The sequence below is a fragment of the Noviherbaspirillum sp. genome, assembly GCF_035654295.1.
Lineage (GTDB): Bacteria > Pseudomonadota > Gammaproteobacteria > Burkholderiales > Burkholderiaceae_D > Noviherbaspirillum.
In genome coordinates this window covers 1-16,544 of record NZ_DASRXF010000179.1, presented here as the reverse complement: position 1 = coordinate 16,544, position 16,544 = coordinate 1, and the positions used below count along the sequence as shown (strand labels likewise).

The 16,544-nt window shown below is 63.3% G+C and carries 15 protein-coding genes and 1 riboswitch; of the genes, 4 read left to right on the top strand and 11 right to left on the bottom strand.

Annotation, left to right across the window (positions count from 1 at the left end):
- Nucleotides 1–41 precede the first annotated feature (41 nt).
- The gene (locus tag VFF99_RS16935) at nt 42–1,268 is read left to right on the top strand and encodes an HD-GYP domain-containing protein (RefSeq protein ID WP_325019954.1); all 1,227 of its coding nucleotides are present in this window, start codon (nt 42–44) and stop codon (nt 1,266–1,268) included.
- A 9-nt stretch (nt 1,269–1,277) separates the two neighbouring features.
- Here the strand turns inward: VFF99_RS16935 and VFF99_RS16930 are convergent, their stop codons facing one another.
- Together VFF99_RS16930 and VFF99_RS16925 are read right to left on the bottom strand one after the other, a co-directional pair.
- Nucleotides 1,278–3,551: a UvrD-helicase domain-containing protein gene (locus VFF99_RS16930; protein ID WP_325019952.1), complete on the bottom strand. Its 2,274-nt coding sequence runs from the start codon at nt 3,549–3,551 to the stop codon at nt 1,278–1,280.
- A 93-nt stretch (nt 3,552–3,644) separates the two neighbouring features.
- Nucleotides 3,645–4,043 carry a cupin domain-containing protein gene (locus tag VFF99_RS16925; RefSeq protein ID WP_325019950.1) on the bottom strand — a complete coding sequence of 133 codons (399 nt, stop codon included), beginning with the start codon at nt 4,041–4,043 and terminating at the stop codon, nt 3,645–3,647.
- Between the two features lie 99 nt (nt 4,044–4,142).
- Here VFF99_RS16925 and VFF99_RS16920 point away from each other — a divergent pair, with 99 nt between their 5' ends.
- Nucleotides 4,143–5,036: a LysR family transcriptional regulator gene (locus tag VFF99_RS16920; RefSeq protein ID WP_325019949.1), complete on the top strand. Its 894-nt coding sequence runs from the start codon at nt 4,143–4,145 to the stop codon at nt 5,034–5,036.
- Here the strand turns inward: VFF99_RS16920 and thiE are convergent.
- The 6 genes from thiE to thiC all read right to left on the bottom strand — a co-directional run bounded on the left by thiE (nt 5,033) and on the right by thiC (nt 9,799).
- Nucleotides 5,033–5,644, bottom strand: a complete 612-nt coding sequence (thiE, locus tag VFF99_RS16915; RefSeq protein WP_325019947.1) for a thiamine phosphate synthase — start codon at nt 5,642–5,644, stop codon at nt 5,033–5,035. The genes VFF99_RS16920 and thiE overlap by 4 nt on opposite strands.
- Nucleotides 5,641–6,432: a hydroxymethylpyrimidine/phosphomethylpyrimidine kinase gene (locus tag VFF99_RS16910; protein ID WP_325019945.1), complete on the bottom strand. Its 792-nt coding sequence runs from the start codon at nt 6,430–6,432 to the stop codon at nt 5,641–5,643. Before VFF99_RS16910 ends, thiE begins: the two co-directional genes overlap by 4 nt.
- Nucleotides 6,429–7,229 (bottom strand): thiazole synthase, encoded by an 801-nt coding sequence (locus VFF99_RS16905; RefSeq protein ID WP_325019944.1) that lies wholly within the window; start codon nt 7,227–7,229, stop codon nt 6,429–6,431. The genes VFF99_RS16910 and VFF99_RS16905 overlap by 4 nt, the downstream gene beginning before the upstream one ends.
- A 96-nt stretch (nt 7,230–7,325) precedes the next feature.
- Nucleotides 7,326–7,577: an endonuclease domain-containing protein gene (locus VFF99_RS16900; protein ID WP_325019942.1), complete on the bottom strand. Its 252-nt coding sequence runs from the start codon at nt 7,575–7,577 to the stop codon at nt 7,326–7,328.
- A gap of 103 nt (nt 7,578–7,680) precedes the next feature.
- Nucleotides 7,681–7,881 (bottom strand): sulfur carrier protein ThiS, encoded by a 201-nt coding sequence (gene thiS, locus VFF99_RS16895; protein WP_325019940.1) that lies wholly within the window; start codon nt 7,879–7,881, stop codon nt 7,681–7,683.
- A 4-nt stretch (nt 7,882–7,885) separates the two neighbouring features.
- Nucleotides 7,886–9,799 carry a phosphomethylpyrimidine synthase ThiC gene (gene thiC / locus VFF99_RS16890; protein WP_325019938.1) on the bottom strand — a complete coding sequence of 638 codons (1,914 nt, stop codon included), beginning with the start codon at nt 9,797–9,799 and terminating at the stop codon, nt 7,886–7,888.
- Nucleotides 9,800–9,856: 57 nt separating this feature from the next.
- Nucleotides 9,857–9,955, bottom strand: a riboswitch (TPP riboswitch).
- 130 nt (nt 9,956–10,085) lie between these two features.
- Here thiC and VFF99_RS16885 point away from each other — a divergent pair.
- Both VFF99_RS16885 and VFF99_RS16880 read left to right on the top strand, forming a co-directional pair.
- Nucleotides 10,086–12,893, top strand: a complete 2,808-nt coding sequence (locus VFF99_RS16885; RefSeq protein WP_325019936.1) for a valine--tRNA ligase — start codon at nt 10,086–10,088, stop codon at nt 12,891–12,893.
- Between the two features lie 82 nt (nt 12,894–12,975).
- Nucleotides 12,976–13,422, top strand: coding sequence for a DUF2147 domain-containing protein (locus tag VFF99_RS16880; protein ID WP_325019934.1), 447 nt, complete (start codon nt 12,976–12,978; stop codon nt 13,420–13,422).
- A gap of 206 nt (nt 13,423–13,628) precedes the next feature.
- On the opposite strand, the gene VFF99_RS16875 is transcribed toward VFF99_RS16880, so the two are convergent.
- The 3 genes from VFF99_RS16875 to ruvA form a co-directional block, all read right to left on the bottom strand.
- A complete protein-coding gene (locus VFF99_RS16875; RefSeq protein WP_325019932.1) occupies nt 13,629–14,459 on the bottom strand; it encodes a 2-keto-4-pentenoate hydratase in 831 nt (276 codons plus the stop codon).
- 303 nt (nt 14,460–14,762) lie between these two features.
- On the bottom strand, nt 14,763–15,827 hold the full coding sequence (gene ruvB / locus VFF99_RS16870; protein ID WP_325019931.1) for a Holliday junction branch migration DNA helicase RuvB: 1,065 nt from the start codon (nt 15,825–15,827) through the stop codon (nt 14,763–14,765).
- A gap of 12 nt (nt 15,828–15,839) precedes the next feature.
- The gene (gene ruvA / locus VFF99_RS16865) at nt 15,840–16,415 is read right to left on the bottom strand and encodes a Holliday junction branch migration protein RuvA (RefSeq protein WP_325020069.1); all 576 of its coding nucleotides are present in this window, start codon (nt 16,413–16,415) and stop codon (nt 15,840–15,842) included.
- Nucleotides 16,416–16,544: the final 129 nt, after the last annotated feature.

Below are 16,544 nucleotides of genomic sequence, written 5' to 3'. Positions count from 1 at the left end.
ACGCTTCCGGCCGCTGCGGCCGGCGCCCAGGGGAGGCCGGGATGATCAAGAAAATCAGTGTTCGCCAGCTGCAGGTCGGCATGTTCGTGCACGACTTCAGCTGCCACTGGATGGATCATCCCTTCATGCGCAACCGGCTGATGATCACGTCCGACGATGAGATCCGGAAAGTGATCGAGGCCGGCATCCACGAGCTGTACATTGATACCGGCAAGGGGCTGGATGTCGCCGACGCGCCGACCGCGGAGCAGGCGCAGGACGCGCTGGAGAAGGAGCTGGTGGCCATCGCCGCGCGCCAGCCCGCGGCGGTCGCGCGCGTGTCGCTCGCCGAGGAAATCGACCGCGCCAGGCAGATCAAGAACCAGGCGCACCAGCTTGTGCGCACCGTCATGCACGACGCCCGCCTCGGCAAGGCGATCGAACTCGACCAGGTCGAACCGGTCGTGCAGAGCATCACCGAATCCATCCTCCGCAACCCGGGCGCGCTCACGGGCCTGCTGCGCATCAAGAACAAGGACGACTACACCTTCCTGCATTCGGTCAGCGTGTGCACGCTGCTCGTCGCTTTCTGCCGCTCGGCGGGCATGGATGCCGGGCTGACGCAACAGGCAGGACTGGGCGGCCTGCTGCACGATACGGGAAAGGCGCTGGTCCCGGACGAGATACTGAACAAGCCCGGCCGGCTCACCGACGCGGAATTCGACGTCATCCGCAAGCATCCGAAGGACGGCTACGACATCCTTGCGAAAATGCCCGGCATCGGCGCGGTGCCGCTGGACATCACGCTGCATCACCATGAGCGCATGGACGGCAGCGGCTATCCGGACAAACTGCCCGGCGACAGCATCAGCACCCTGGCCCAGATGGCGGCGATCGTCGATGTGTACGACGCCATCACGGCGGACCGCTGCTACCACAAGGGAATGTCGGCGGCGGAAGCGCTGCGCAAGATCTATGAGTGGAGCAAGTTCCACTTCAATCCGCAGCATGTGCAGGCCTTCATGCGCTGCGTCGGCATTTACCCGGTCGGCACGCTGGTGCGGCTGGAATCCGGTCGGCTCGGGGTGGTGATCGAACCGCACGAGACCAACCTGCTGGCGCCGAAAGTGCGCGCCTTCTTCAGCACCCGGTCCAACACCTATATCAAGCCGGTGGATATCGACCTGTCAAAACCGCTCGGCATGGGCGGCGGCGACAAGATCATGAGCCACGAGCCGCCGGAGAAGTGGCGCGTGGATCCGATGAAATTCTTCGACCTCGCCCAGTAACCCGCTAACTCAGTTCACGCGCTCGAGCTTGGCAATCTTCAGGTCAAGCAGCTTCATGCCGTGGCGGCCGAAGTTGATGTGCGCGCGCATAGTGGTGCCGCTGCCTTCGAGGTTGACAATTACGCCCTCCCCGAACTTCAGGTGCGCCACCGTTTCGCCGACGCGCCAGCCGGCATCCTTGCGCGCGAACGATTGCGCGATGACGTTGGCGCCCGTCTCCGGCGCCTCGTCCCAGGCCGACTTGCGGTTGCTGCCGAACCAGTGCGGCTGCACCTTGGGCGACAGCCACTTGAGCGTCTCTTCCGGCAATTCGTCGAGGAAGCGGGATTTCATGTTGTAGCGCGTCTGGCCGTGCAGCATGCGCGTCTGCGAGAAGCTCATGTAGAGGCGCTTCTTGGCGCGCGTAATGGCCACGTACATCAGCCGGCGTTCTTCTTCCAGGCCGCCCTCTTCCTGCGCACTGTTCTCGTGCGGGAACAACCCCTCTTCCAAACCGGTGATGAATACGGCGTCGAATTCCAGGCCCTTGGCCGAATGCACGGTCATCAGCTGCAGCGCATCCTGTCCCGCCTGCGCCTGGTTGTCGCCGGCTTCGAGCGAGGCATGCGAAAGGAAGGCCGACAGCGGGGACATGACGGTGGGCAGGGGCGCATCCGCATCCAGCACTTCATTGCCGTTGGGCAGCGGCACGCCGGCGGACGCCTGGGTCTTCGGTCCGAGCAGGGCCGGCTGGTCGATGCCGAAGCCTTCCTCCGACACGAACAGCATTGCCGCGCTGACCAGCTGCTCCAGGTTCTCGATGCGGTCGGCGCCTTCCTTTTCCGTCCGGTAGTGGGCCACCAGTGTGCTCATGTCGAGCATCACCTGCACCATTTCCTGCAGGGGCAGGTTCTGCGTCTCGAAGCGCATGCCTTCGACCAGCTTCACGAAGCCGCCGAGCGAAGTGCCTGCCTTGCCGGTCACATAGGGCACCGCCGCGTAGAGCGAGATGCCGTACTGGCGCGCTGCATCCTGCAGCTGTTCGATCGAGCGCGCGCCGATGCCGCGCGCGGGAAAGTTCACCACCCGCAGGAAGGCGGAATCATTGTGCGGGTTGTCCATTAGCTGCAGGTAGGCGATCGCGTGCTTGATTTCCGCGCGTTCGAAGAAGCGCTGGCCGCCATAGACGCGATAGGGAATCCCGGCCGTGAACAAGGCGTGCTCAATCACGCGCGACTGTGCATTGGAGCGATACAGGATGGCGATCTCGCTGCGCGAGGCGCCTTCGTTGATCAGGCTCTTTGCCTCTTCGATCACCCATTGCGCTTCCTGGATGTCGCTGCTGGCTTCGTACACGCGCACCTGTTCGCCGTGTCCGGCATCGGTACGCAGGTTCTTGCCGAGGCGCCGGCTGTTGTTGGCGATCAGGATGTTCGCGGCGTCGAGGATGTGGCCGTGCGAGCGGTAGTTCTGTTCCAGCTTGATCAGGTTCTGCACGCGGAACTCGCGCTCGAAGGCGGCCATGTTGCCGACGTTGGCGCCGCGGAAGGCGTAAATGCTCTGGTCGTCGTCGCCCACCGCGAAGACGGCGTTGTGCTCGCCGGCCATCAGCTTCAGCCACGCGTATTGCAGGTTGTTGGTGTCCTGGAACTCGTCCACCAGGATGTGCTTGAAGCGCGCCTGATAGTGTTCGCGCAGCGGCTGGTTGCGCGACATCAGTTCATAGGTGCGCAGCAGCAGCTCGGCGAAGTCGACCACGCCCTCGCGCTGGCACTGCTGGTCGTAGGCGTCGTACAGCTCGACGAAGCGGCGGTTGTAATCGTCATTGGCCTCCACATCCCTGGCGCGCAAGCCCTGTTCCTTCGCATTGTTGATGAAGTACATCAGGTTGCGCGGCGGGTATTTTTCATCGTCGACATTCAGCGATTTCAGCAAGCGCTTGACGGCCGAGAGCTGGTCGGCAGAATCGAGGATCTGGAAGGTCTGCGGCAGGCCGGCGTCGCGATAGTGCGCGCGCAGCAGGCGGTTGCACAGGCCGTGGAAGGTGCCGATCCACATGCCGCGCGTATTGATCGGCAACATTGCCGACAAGCGCGACATCATCTCCTTGGCCGCCTTGTTGGTGAAGGTCACCGCCAGCACGCCCGCCGGCGATACCTGTCCGGTCTGGATCAACCAGGCGATGCGCGTAGTCAGCACGCGGGTTTTCCCGGAGCCGGCGCCGGCAAGAATCAGTGCGGATTGGTTGGGAAGCGTAACGGCGGCAAGCTGTTCCGCATTGAGGTTGTGGAGGAGATTTTGCATCCGCAGATTATAGCCGGGCAAGCATGACGGCTGCGGCGAGATTGCCCCTGCGGATGCGCTCTTTCTTCCATGAAAATTGATGGCATGGCAAGGCTAGGTCGGCCACGGCAGCGCGATCGGCGCGCCGTCGGGAAACTGCACTTGCACCGGCGTCATGCCGAGCACCGCGACGAAGGCCAGGGGACGCTCGCCGACGCTCAGGATCTGATGGTCGACATTGGCCGGAATGACGACGGTGGTGTCTGCGCCGAAGCGCTCTATCCTTCCGTCAATGTGCAACTCGCCCTCGCCTGCCGTGCACAGCACCACTTCCTCGCAGGCGTGGCGGTGCGGCGGCGTGGCCGCGCCCGGGGCGACTGATTGCTGCCAGATGGACAAATGACGAAGCCCGTTCGCGCTGCCGGCCAGCGTAGCGTGCTCGATACCGGGAAATCCGGTCTCGCCCGGCGCCTGATTCTGCATCACATACATCGCATCCTCCTTGTTGGACACCGCCACGCGGCGGATTGGAGGAGAGTATGCCCCCGGCGGACCATGTCTTGAATAGCCGCCAATGTCGTAATATTAAGGAAATTTCTTCCTCAATCGATCATGAGCGGATTCAGCCAGTTCCTCGCATTTGCCTGCGCCGCCCGGCATGGCAGCTTCGCCCGGGCCGGGCGCGAACTCGGCGTCACGCCGTCGACGGTCGCCAAGCGCATCCTGCGCCTTGAAGAGCAGCTCGGGGTGAAGCTGTTTCATCGCACCACGCGCCAAGTCACCCTCACCTCGGACGGCGATGCCCTGTATGCGCGCTGCGAAAAAATCCTGGCCGATATCGACGAGCTGGAACTGCTGGCCGCCGGCGCCGGCGGTGAACCGCGCGGCGAATTGCGCATCAACGTGCCGATCACCTTCGGCAAGCACGTCGTGCTGCCGGCGCTGGCCGCGCTGCTGCACAAGCACCCCGGTCTGACTGCCGACGTGCGCCTGTCCGACCAGCTCTGCGACCTGGTCAAGGATGGCATGGATGCCGCAATCCGCATCATGCCGCTGACCGACTCGCGCCTCGCCAGCCGCCAGATCGGGTTGCAACACCTCGTGGTCTGCGCCAGCCCCGATTACCTTGCGCGGCAGGGCAAGCCGCGGCATCCGTCGCGGCTCGACGGGCACGGATTCATCCTGTTCCGCAACCCGACCTCCGGGCGCGAGCGGCCGGTGCAATTCCAGGTGGATGGAGAAACGGTGGACCTGCACCCCGCACGCCGCATGCTGCTGGACGACGGCGAGGGCATGGTGGAGGCGGCTTGCCATGGCATGGGATTGACCCAGGTGCCGGATTACATGGCCGCCGCAGCGCTGGCGCGGGGCGCCTTGGTGGAAGTGCTGTCGGGCTACCGCCCGGCGCCCTTGCCGATCAGCGTGATATGGCCGGGACACCGTCTGATGCCGCCGCGCGTGCGTGCATTCATCGATGTGCTGGCGGCCCATGCCGCCAACCGTTAGGAAGCAAACAGGCGGGCGAATTCGCGTGCGGCGGCTTGCGGGTCGTCGACCATGTACACGCTGCTGATCGCGGCGACCATGTCCGCGCCCTGCTTGACCAGGGGCACCGCGTTTTCCTGCGTCATGCCGCCGATCACGACGTTCGGCACAGGGATTTCCTTCTTCGCCTGGGCCACGATTTCCGGCGGCGTCGTGACTTCGTACTTCTTCACGCGCGACGGATAGAAGCCGCCGAATGCGACATAGCTCGCGCCTGCCTGGTACGCATCGCGTGCGAGCTGCATGCTTCCGTAGCAGGACGCGCCGACGATCTTCGACGGGCCGACCGAAGCACGCACCTGCGCCACCGCGGCATCGGTGCCGCCGACATGGATGCCGTCGGCGTCGAGTTCAATCGCAAGTTCCACGAAATCATTGACGATGAAGGGAATCCCGTATTGCCGGCACAAGGCCTGCAGCAGCGCTGCCTGCTCCCGGCGCAGTTCCGGCGATGCCGTCTTGTGCCGGTATTGCACGATGGCTGCGCCGCCGCGCAATCCGGCTTCGGTGACATCGAGCATCTTCTGCGTATCGTCCCAGTCGGGAGTGACGAGATACAGGCCTTTCATGGGAGTTCCTCTGAGGTGGTGCAGCGGTTCGGAATGCGCTGACCCTCTGCAATCGCATAGGCGGTTTGCAGGGATTGATGACAGTAGGCTTGCGCCTCTTCGACGGCTTCGACCATGGTCTTGCCGCAGGCAAGCAAGGCGGCGATGGCGGATGCCAGGGTGCAGCCGGTGCCGTGGAAGCCGCCCGGCAAACGCGGCCAGGTCCAGGTGCACTTGTTTTCGCGGGTGAACAGGCGGTTCACGATGTCCGGCCCGGTGCCGTGCCCGCCCTTGATCAGGACGTTCGGGCAGTACTGCAACAAGTGCGCGACCTGCGCATCGATGCTCTGGTTGCCGCCGCACAGCGCCGCCGCTTCCGGCAGGTTGGGCGTGACCAGCGTCGCGAACGGCAGCAGCGTCATGACGGCGAATGCGGGATTGTCCTCGGACAGCTTGTCGCCATGGCCGCTGGCCAGCACTGTATCGAGCACCACATGCAGGCCCGGACGGCGTTCCTTCATTTCGCGCAGCATATCGGCGATGGCTTCCGCGTTGGCGCGGTTGCCGACGATGCCGATCTTCACGGCGGCGATATCGATCTTGTCGACCAGCGCCCGCGCCTGCTGCTGCACGAGCGCCGCCGGCACCGGATGCACCATGAACACGCGGTCGTTATCCTGCACCGTGAGCGCGGTGACGGACGTCAGCGGATGCGCGCCGAGGGCGGCAATCGCCGGAATGTCCGCCTGCAATCCTGCGCCGCCGCTCGGATCGGAGCCGGCGAAGACGAGGACGCTGGGGCGCATCATGTTGCGCGCCCCTCCATCGGCGAGGACGGCGAAGCCGCGAACTTCTTCGGGATGCGCCCGGCCAGGAAGGCTTCGCGCCCGGCTTCCACTGCGAGCTTCATCGCGCGCGCCATGCGGACCGGGTCTTTCGCGCCGGCGATGGCGGTGTTCATCAGCACGCCGTCGCAGCCCAGCTCCATCGCGATCGCCGCGTCGGATGCGGTGCCCACGCCCGCATCCACCAGTACCGGCACCTTCGACTGCTCGATGATCAGCGACAGGTTCCACGGGTTGAGGATGCCCATGCCGGAACCGATCAGCGAGGCCAGCGGCATGACGGCGACGCAGCCGATCTCTTCCAGCATCTTCGCCTGGATCAGATCGTCGCTGCAGTAGACCATGACGTCGAAACCATCGTTGACGAGGGTCTCGGCAGCCTTCAGCGTTTCCGGCATGTTCGGGAACAGCGTGCGCTCGTCGCCCAGCACTTCCAGCTTGACTAGCTTGTGGCCGTTGAGCAGTTCGCGCGCCAGTTGCAGCGTGTAGACGGCGTCCTTGGCGTTGTAGCAGCCGGCAGTGTTGGGGAGGATGGTGTATTTCGACGGCGGCACCACGTCCAGCAGGCTGGGCGCGTTCGGGTCCTGGCCAATGTTCACGCGGCGGATGGCGACGGTGATGATCTCGGCGCCGCTGGCTTCGGTGGCCACGCGGGTTTGTTCGAGGTCCTTGTACTTGCCGCTGCCGACCAGGAGGCGGGAGCGGTAGGTCTTGCCGGCGATGGTGAGGCCGGGGTCTTGGGTATTTTCTGTTGTGTGCATAAGAGCTCCGTACACTCCCTCCCCTTCAAGGGGAGGGTTGGGGTGGGGATGGGTTTAACGCATCCCAAATCGCTTGTACAACCGAATCCGTTTCGTTCAGCACTTCATTGTTCCAGAAGCGAAAACTCTGAAGCCGGCTGCTGCCAATCGTGCAGAACGCTTCTCGTCGTAGCGCGTGTTTTCGATGTGCTGCGAGCCGTCGATCTCGATCACCAGGTTCCACTCGAGACAGACGAAATCCAGAACGAAATTTTCAAAAGGATGTTGACGGCGGAATTTCACGCCCAGCTGCCTGCCTCGCAAACGCTGCCACAGCTTCTGTTCCGCGTCGGTCAGGGACTTTCGCAAATCCCTTGCTGCCGGTCCTGTGAAATCGTTTGCCTGGCCTCGCAACTGAAACCCATCCCCACCCTAACCCTCCCCTTGAAGGGGAGGGAATTTCTTTAGTTATTCAACCGCCGCCGATCGCCTTGACGATATCCACGCGATCGCTCGGTTGCAGCACGCGCGCGGCCCATTGGCTGCGCGGCACCACTTCCCGGTTGATCGCTACCGCCAGGGACTTGTTCGCCAGGTCGAGCGAGGCGATCAGGTCCTGCACGTTCAGGTTCTCGGCAACCGGATGCGGTGCGCCGTTCAGTTCGATTTCCATGGCCTTACTGCTTGCGATACAGTTCCGCGCCGGATTTCACGAACTCGACGGCCTTCACTTCCATGCCCTTCTTCAGCGCCTCGTCATCCGAGATGCCTTGGGATGCGGCGAAGTCGCGCACGTCCTGCGTGATCTTCATCGAGCAGAAGTGCGGGCCGCACATCGAGCAGAAGTGGGCGACCTTGGCCGAATCCTTGGGCAGCGTCTCGTCGTGGAACTCGCGTGCCTTGTCGGGATCGAGGCCGAGGTTGAACTGGTCTTCCCAGCGGAACTCGAAACGCGCCTTGGACAGGGCGTTGTCGCGGATCTGCGCACCGGGATGCCCCTTCGCGAGGTCGGCGGCATGCGCGGCCAGCTTGTAGGTGATGATGCCTTCCTTCACGTCGGCCTTGTTCGGCAGGCCGAGGTGTTCCTTCGGCGTCACATAGCACAGCATCGCGGTGCCGTACCAGCCGATCATCGCGGCGCCGATGCCGGAGGTGATGTGGTCGTAGCCGGGGGCGATATCGGTGGTCAGGGGCCCGAGCGTGTAGAACGGGGCTTCGTGGCAGTCCTTCAGCTGCAGGTCCATGTTTTCCTTGATCAGGTGCATCGGCACGTGGCCGGGGCCTTCGATCATCACCTGCACGTCGTGCTTCCACGCGATCTGGGTCAGTTCGCCCAGCGTGCGCAGCTCGCCGAGCTGCGCCTCGTCATTGGCATCGTAGATCGAGCCGGGGCGCAGGCCGTCGCCCAGCGAGAAGGACACGTCGTAGGCCTTCATGATTTCGCAGATCTCTTCGAAGTGCTCGTACAGGAAGGATTCCTTGTGATGCGCCAGGCACCACTTCGCCATGATCGAGCCGCCGCGCGACACGATGCCTGTCATGCGCTTGGCCGTCAGCGGCACGTACTGCAGGCGCACGCCGGCGTGGATGGTGAAGTAGTCGACGCCCTGCTCGGCCTGTTCGATCAGCGTGTCGCGGAAGATTTCCCAGGTCAGTTCCTCGGCCTTGCCGTGGACCTTTTCCAGTGCCTGGTAAATCGGCACGGTACCGATAGGCACCGGGGAATTGCGGATGATCCATTCACGGGTTTCGTGGATGTGCTTGCCGGTGGAAAGGTCCATCACAGTGTCGCCGCCCCAGCGGATCGCCCAGGTCATCTTCTCGACTTCTTCGCCGATCGATGAGGTCACCGCGGAGTTGCCGATGTTGGCATTGATCTTCACCAGGAAGTTGCGGCCGATGATCATCGGCTCGGATTCCGGGTGGTTGATATTGGCGGGAATGATCGCGCGGCCGCAGGCGATTTCGGAACGCACGAATTCCGGCGTGATCTCGGCCGGAATGCTCGCGCCGAACGACTGGCCCGGATGCTGGCGGCCCATCAGGTCGGCCAGCTTGGCGCCCATCGGGCCGGAAGCCTTCAGGTTTTCCAGGTATTCCTTGCGGCGCAGGTTTTCGCGGATGGCGATGTATTCCATTTCCGGCGTGATGATGCCCTGGCGCGCGTAGTGCATCTGGGTGACGTTCTTGCCCGCGATCGCGCGGCGCGGCTTGCGATGCAGGTTGAAGCGCAGCTCCGCCAGCTTCGGGTCGTTCAGGCGCTCGACGCCGTACTGCGAGCTCGGGCCGGGCAGCTCTTCGGTGTCGCCGCGCTCGGCGATCCAGCCGGCGCGCAGCGGGGCGAGGCCGGAACGGATGTCGATCTTGACGCTGGGGTCGGTGTACGGGCCGGAGGTGTCGTACACATAGATCGGCGGGTTCTTTTCCGCGCCGAAGGATGCCGGCGTGTCGGCCTGGCTGATTTCACGCATCGGAACGCGGATATCCGGGCGCGAGCCTTCGACGTAAATCTTGCGGGAATTCGGCAGCGGCTGGATCGCGGCTTCGTCCACCTTGGCGGTGGCGGCGAGGAATTGCGGATTGGCGTTCATGGTGCTCCTTTGCAAAAACGGGTGGTTGCGAAGGAGCGGCGGAAAAAGGAGGGACTGCTGGCTTTCCGGATGCTTCCCTTCGCTGGCATTACCCAGATCAGGTTCGAGGGTGTTTCTCACCCGGCCGGACTGCAGCCAGGACCCCTAGCGTCGTACCGCGCAGCCTTTAGAGGGCTGCTACTAAATCGGCAATGCGCGAATTATACGCTGATCGCAGCCGATGTCAGCTCTTCTCTCCCCCTTCGCTCCCGTATAATGCATAGTTTCGTAAAAACATATTGGAATCATGGAATTAGCCAAGTCTTTCGAGCCCGCCGACATTGAGAAACACTGGCGTACCGAATGGGAACAGCGCGGTTACTACACCGCCACCACCGATCCGTCGAAGCCGGCCTTCAGCATCCAGTTGCCGCCGCCCAATGTGACCGGCACGCTGCACATGGGCCATGCCTTCAACCAGACCGTGATGGACGGCCTGACGCGCTACTACCGCATGCGCGGCCATAACACCGCCTGGATCCCGGGTACCGACCACGCGGGTATCGCGACCCAGATCGTGGTCGAACGCCAGCTCGACGCGCAGAAAGTCTCCCGCCACGACCTCGGCCGCGAGAAGTTCCTCGAAAAGGTCTGGGAATGGAAGGAACATTCCGGCTCGACCATCACCGGGCAGATGCGCCGCATGGGCGCGTCCACCGACTGGACGCGCGAATACTTCACCATGGACGAGAAGATGTCCAAGGCCGTGGTCGAAGTGTTCGTCCGCCTGTATGAACAGGGCCTGATCTACCGCGGCAAGCGCCTGGTGAACTGGGATCCGAAACTGCACACCGCCGTGTCCGACCTCGAAGTGGTCTCCGAGGAAGAAGACGGCCACATGTGGCATATCCGCTATCCGCTGGTGGATGGCAGCGGCCACATCACCGTCGCCACCACCCGCCCGGAAACCATGCTGGGCGACGTCGCCGTGGCCATCGATCCGACGGACGAGCGCTACACCCCGCTGCTCGGCAAGATGCTGAAACTGCCGCTGACCGATCGTGAAATCCCGATCATCGCCGATGACTACGTGGACAAGGAATTCGGCACCGGCTGCGTGAAGATCACGCCGGCGCACGATTTCAACGACTACGCCGTGGGCCAGCGCCACAATCTTCCGCAGATCAGCATCATGACGCTGGACGCGAAGATCAATGAAAACGCGCCTGAAAAATACCAGGGCATGGACCGCTACGACGCGCGCAAGCAGATCGTGGCCGACCTCGACGCCCAGGGCCTGCTGGAATCCGTCAAGCCGCACAAGCTGATGGTGCCGCGCGGCGACCGCACCGGTGTCGTCATCGAGCCGATGCTGACCGACCAGTGGTTCGTCGCCATGAGCAAGCCCGCGCCGGAAGGCACGCACTTCCCCGGCAAGTCGATCGCCGAAGTCGCGCTGGAAAAGGTAGCCGACGGCTCGATCAAGTTCATCCCGGAGAACTGGACCACCACCTACAACCAGTGGCTCAACAATATCCAGGACTGGTGCATTTCCCGCCAGCTGTGGTGGGGCCACCAGATCCCGGCGTGGTATGACGAGGAAGGCAACATCTACGTCGCCCGCAATGAGGAAGAAGCGAAGGCCAAGGCCGGCGGCAAGGCGATCACGCGTGAATCCGACGTGCTCGACACCTGGTTCTCGTCTGCGCTGGTGCCCTTCTCCTCGCTCGGCTGGCCGGAAGAAACGCCGGACTACAAGATGTTCCTGCCGTCGTCGGTGCTGGTCACCGGCTTCGACATCATCTTCTTCTGGGTGGCGCGCATGGTGATGATGACCACGCACTTCACCGGCAAGGTGCCGTTCGAGACGGTGTACGTGCATGGCCTCGTGCGCGACGCCAGCGGGCAGAAGATGTCCAAGTCCAAGGGCAACACGCTCGACCCGATCGACCTGATCGACGGCATCGACGTCGAATCGCTGGTCGCCAAGCGCACCACCGGCCTGATGAACCCGAAGCAGGCGGAAAGCATTGCCAAGGCTACCCGCAAGGAATTCCCGGATGGCATTCCCGCCTTCGGCACCGATGCGCTGCGCTTCACGATGGCGAGCTATGCCTCGCTCGGCCGCAACATCAACTTCGACCTGAACCGCTGCGAAGGCTATCGCAATTTCTGCAACAAGCTGTGGAACGCGACGCGCTTCGTGCTGATGAACACCGAAGGCAAGGACTGCGGCTTCGATCCCGCCACCTGCGGCCCGGACATGCGCGATTTCTCGCCGGCCGACCGCTGGATCGTGTCGCTGCTGCAGCGTACCGAGGCGGAAGTCGAGAAGGGCTTCGCCGATTACCGCTTCGACAATATCGCCTCGGCGATCTACAAGTTCGTGTGGGATGAATACTGCGACTGGTACCTCGAAGTGGCCAAGGTCCAGATCCAGAACGGCACCGAGGCGCAACAGCGCGCCACCCGCCGCACCCTGCTGCGCGTGCTGGAAACCGTGCTGCGCCTGGCGCATCCGGTGATCCCGTTCATCACCGAGCAACTGTGGCAAAAGATCGCGCCGATGACCGGCCGCCAGCTGAACCCCGCCGGCGACTCCATCATGCTCCAGGCCTACCCGCAGCCGGAGATGAAGAAGATCGACGAGCAGGCCGAGGCATGGATGGCGCAGCTCAAAGCGATGACGGACGCTTGCCGCAACCTGCGCGGCGAGATGCAGCTTTCGCCGGCGCAGCGCGTGCCGCTGTTCATCGAAGCGAACGACAAGGCGCAGGCCGAGTCCTTCGGGCGCTACCTGCAGGCGCTGGCCAAGCTGTCTGACGTACAGATCGTCGATACCCTGCCGGAGTCCCCGGCGCCGGTGTCCGTGGTCGGCACGGTCAAGCTGATGCTCAAGGTCGAGATCGACGTCGCCGCCGAGAAGGAGCGACTCTCCAAGGAGATCGCCCGCCTCGAAGGCGAAATCGCCAAGGCCAATGCCAAGCTGGGCAATGAAAGCTTCGTCGCCCGTGCTCCGGCGCAAGTGGTGGCGCAGGAGAAAGAGCGTCTCTTGACCTTCGGAGCCACACTCGAAAAACTGCGCGAGCAGTTTGAGAAATTGCAAAAAAGCTAAGCACCACTCGGTCGAAACTTCTGGACAGTTCGGACCGGATTGCACCGGTCCGAGCACACCACCCAATCCAGGAGACATTAAAATGAGACGATTAGTCACCCTTTCCCTGGCGGCCGGCGCGCTGGTCGCCGCTAGCGCCATGGCGCAGGACGGCACGCCTATCGGCGTCTGGAAAACCATCGACGACGAATCCGGCAAGCCGAAGTCGCTGGTGCGCATCACCGAAAGCAATGGCGAGCTGCGCGGCAAGATCGAGAAACTGTTCCGCGAGCCGGGCGAAGACCCGAACCCGAAGTGCGAGAAGTGCGAAGGCGCGCTCAAGGACCAGCCGGTGATCGGCATGACCATCATCACCGGCATGAAGAAGGATGGCAGCGAGTACAACGGCGGCCAGATCCTCGACCCGAACAACGGCAAGGTCTACAAGAGCAAGATGACCGTGGTGGACGGCGGCAAGAAGCTGGATGTGCGCGGCTACATCGGCGTGCCGATGCTGGGCCGGACCCAGACGTGGGTGCGCCAGGAGTAAGGGGATGCCCCTTCAATGAAAAAGGCGCCGGGGGCGCCTCATGCTGTTCACTTACGGTCGATTCCACCACCGTCATCCCGACGAAAGTCGGGATCCAGCGTCTTGCAGGCGTCGATGAACGACACTGGATTCCTGCTTTCGCAGGAATGACGTCCCTTATTTGCTGCGTTAAGTGACCGTCATGAGCGCCGGAGGCGCCTTTTTTTCTACACGAACGAAATCGTCAGTCCCGGCAGCGAAATGCCGGAGAACGCCGAAGTCCATGTCTCGCCCGGCTTGATCGGGCACACGTCCGTCCAGGTGCCGGTGGTGACAATCTCTCCCGCGGCGAGCTGCGGGAACTGCGGCTGGACCTTGAGCAGCTGGTGCAGGTGCCACAGCGCATGGATCGGACTGCCGAGCACATCGCTGCCGAATCCCGCGGAACGCAGTTCATCGCCGCAGGACAGCGAGAGGCTGGCATGCGGCAGCACCTCGGCAAGGCTGCGCCGGCTGGCGGCGGACAGCATCTTCGGCTCGCCGACGATGAGCGAACCGTGCAGGCCGAAGGCTGCGATCGAATCGGCCATCTCGAACTTCCAGTCGGGGAACGGGCAGATCACGATTTCGAAGGCGTGCGCCATCCATTCGATGCACTCGGCCAGTTGCTCGATGCTCGCGTCGGGTGCGGGTGTCTGGTTCAGCTTGAAGACGAGTTCCGGCCCGATGCGCGGCTGCAGCGCGCCTTCGAGACTCTGCAGGCCGCGGTTATCTTCGGTATAGCGGACGGTCTCATCGAAGATCGGGGTCCAGATCGGCGTGCGGATTGGCTCGCTGACGCCATACTTCGGCCAGATCTTGCGGTTGGTGAAACCCACCTTGCGACCGACCATGGTTTCGCCCTGGGCCGTGCGGATGTCGATCATGCTGCGCGCGATGTCGTAGCCGTCGGCCACGGTCAGCGGGCCGTTGGAGGACAGCGGCGGGATCAGTTGCACCTGTGCTCGCGCGTCAAGCAACTGGTGCGCGTAGCGATTGGCTTGCGTAGACATGAGCATGGCGGGGACTCGAACGGTAAGGTCGCAGACCCCGGCGGTTCTGCGGCTCGCCCTGTACTTTACGCAGGCGGCAGGCCGCGAAATTGCGCGGAGTCAAACAAAAAAGTGCGACCGTGCTGGAAAGAAGCATTATAGGAGCATCTTTGCCGGATTCTTAATAAGTAAATGCAAATACCGTAGTTTTACGGATGACAACAAGACAACTTTCCAGGGGAAAGGTTGCCGAGCTTGCCGCAATGGCAAGGGGCGGGCGCAAGCTCGAAGGGCGGCGGCCGGTGGTCGGCGCTCGGCAGGATGGACAGCTTACTCGGGTTGCTGTTCCCACAAATCACCGACCGCACCGGTGCGAGGGCCGGTGATGCCGAAGTGGGTGTAGGCGGCCGGCGTGGCGATGCGGCCGCGGGGCGTTCGCTGCAGGAATCCTTGCTGGATCAGGTAGGGTTCCAGCACATCCTCGATGGTGTCGCGCTCCTCGCCGATGGCCGCGGCCAGGTTGTCCAGGCCGACCGGACCGCCGCTGAACTTGAACAGCACGGCTTCCAGCAGCTTGCGGTCCATCAGGTCGAAGCCGACGGGATCGACGTCGAGCATCTTCAGCGCGGCATCCGCCATCGCCTTGGTGATCTCACCGTTGCCCTTCACTTCCGCGTAGTCGCGCACGCGCCGCAGCAGGCGGTTGGCGATACGGGGCGTGCCGCGGCTGCGCTTGGCGATCTCGAGCGCGCCTTCGTCGACGATGCGCGCATTCAGGAGCGATGCGCTGCGGGTGACGATCTTCGCCAGTTCCTGCGGCGTGTAGAACTCCAGGCGGGCGACGATGCCGAAGCGGTCGCGCAGCGGATTGGTGAGCATGCCGGCGCGCGTGGTGGCGCCCACCAGCGTGAACGGCTGCAGGTCGAGCCGCACCGAACGCGCCGCCGGGCCTTCGCCGATCATGATGTCGATCTGGTAGTCCTCCAGCGCCGGGTACAGGATCTCTTCCACCACGGGGGACAGGCGGTGGATCTCGTCGATGAAGAGAACGTCGTTCGGTTCCAGGTTGGTCAGCAGCGCCGCCAGGTCGCCGGCGCGTTCCAGCACCGGCCCGGAGGTCTGGCGCAGGTTGACGCCCATCTCGCGCGCGATGATGTGCGCCAGCGTCGTCTTGCCCAGGCCAGGCGGGCCGAACAGCAGAGTATGGTCCAGCGCTTCCTTGCGCTTGCGGGCCGCGGTGATGAAGATCTCCAGCTGGCCGTGGATCTTTTCCTGCCCGACGTATTCGTCGAGCTGCTTGGGCCGCAGCGCGCGCTCGATCGCCTCTTCATTCGGCGATGCCGGCGTGGCGGCAATGATTCGCTGTTCGGTGAAATTGTCGGTTTGAATACTCATCGCATTGCGTCCTTACTTCGACAGCGCCTTCAGTGCCAGCTTGATGCCGTCCGAAACACCGCTGCCGGCCGGCACCTGCTTGAGCGCGAGCGCGGCCTCCTTGTCGGAATATCCCAGCGCCAGCAGCGCGTTGAGGATGTCGGCAGTGGCGTCGTGGTGTGCGGTGCCGGCGGGTGCGCCGAGGTCGGCGCCCAACTTGCCCTTCAGTTCGAGCAACAGGCGTTCCGCGGTCTTCTTGCCGATGCCGGGGATCCGCGTGAGCCTGCCGGCCTCCTGCAGCGTGATCGCCTGCGCCAGGTCGGCCACCGACATCCCTGAAAGGATGGACAGCGCGGTGCGCGCGCCGATCCCGGAAATCTTGATCAGTTGCTTGAATACATTGCGCTCTTCCACGGTGCCGAAGCCGTACAGCAGGTGCGCATCTTCGCGCACCGCGAGGTGCGTCAGCAGGACCACCTTCTCGCCCATCCCGGGCAGATTGTAGAAGGTGCTCATCGGGACATCGACTTCATAGCCGACGCCGTTGCAGTCGATCAGCAGCTGGGGCGGATTTTTCTCAAGCAGGATTCCGGAGAGGCGGCCTATCATGATGAACGAAGACAAGAAAAGTTAGCTGCATCATACAGGACATTGCAAGCTTGCCGGCGCAGGATTTTTTCCAATGAAAGAGGCTCTAAACGACCATTTCGTTCCCGACACGGAATGTCTCGCGGAACG

Excerpts from the sequence above, each read along its gene's own strand:
- thiS (WP_325019940.1), bottom strand. The coding sequence starts at position 7,881 with ATGGAAATCGAACTGAACGGCGCACCGCATCCGGTTGCCGAGAACCTG.
- VFF99_RS16875 (WP_325019932.1), bottom strand. The coding sequence starts at position 14,459 with ATGCTCATGTCTACGCAAGCCAATCGCTACGCGCACCAGTTGCTTGAC.
- ruvA (WP_325020069.1), bottom strand. The coding sequence starts at position 16,415 with ATGATAGGCCGCCTCTCCGGAATCCTGCTTGAGAAAAATCCGCCCCAG.
- thiE (WP_325019947.1), bottom strand. The coding sequence starts at position 5,644 with ATGAAAGGCCTGTATCTCGTCACTCCCGACTGGGACGATACGCAGAAG.
- VFF99_RS16880 (WP_325019934.1), top strand. The coding sequence starts at position 12,976 with ATGAGACGATTAGTCACCCTTTCCCTGGCGGCCGGCGCGCTGGTCGCC.
- thiC (WP_325019938.1), bottom strand. The coding sequence starts at position 9,799 with ATGAACGCCAATCCGCAATTCCTCGCCGCCACCGCCAAGGTGGACGAA.
- VFF99_RS16935 (WP_325019954.1), top strand. The coding sequence starts at position 42 with ATGATCAAGAAAATCAGTGTTCGCCAGCTGCAGGTCGGCATGTTCGTG.
- VFF99_RS16920 (WP_325019949.1), top strand. The coding sequence starts at position 4,143 with ATGAGCGGATTCAGCCAGTTCCTCGCATTTGCCTGCGCCGCCCGGCAT.
- VFF99_RS16905 (WP_325019944.1), bottom strand. The coding sequence starts at position 7,229 with ATGCACACAACAGAAAATACCCAAGACCCCGGCCTCACCATCGCCGGC.
- VFF99_RS16930 (WP_325019952.1), bottom strand. The coding sequence starts at position 3,551 with ATGCAAAATCTCCTCCACAACCTCAATGCGGAACAGCTTGCCGCCGTT.
- VFF99_RS16910 (WP_325019945.1), bottom strand. The coding sequence starts at position 6,432 with ATGATGCGCCCCAGCGTCCTCGTCTTCGCCGGCTCCGATCCGAGCGGC.
- ruvB (WP_325019931.1), bottom strand. The coding sequence starts at position 15,827 with ATGAGTATTCAAACCGACAATTTCACCGAACAGCGAATCATTGCCGCC.
- VFF99_RS16885 (WP_325019936.1), top strand. The coding sequence starts at position 10,086 with ATGGAATTAGCCAAGTCTTTCGAGCCCGCCGACATTGAGAAACACTGG.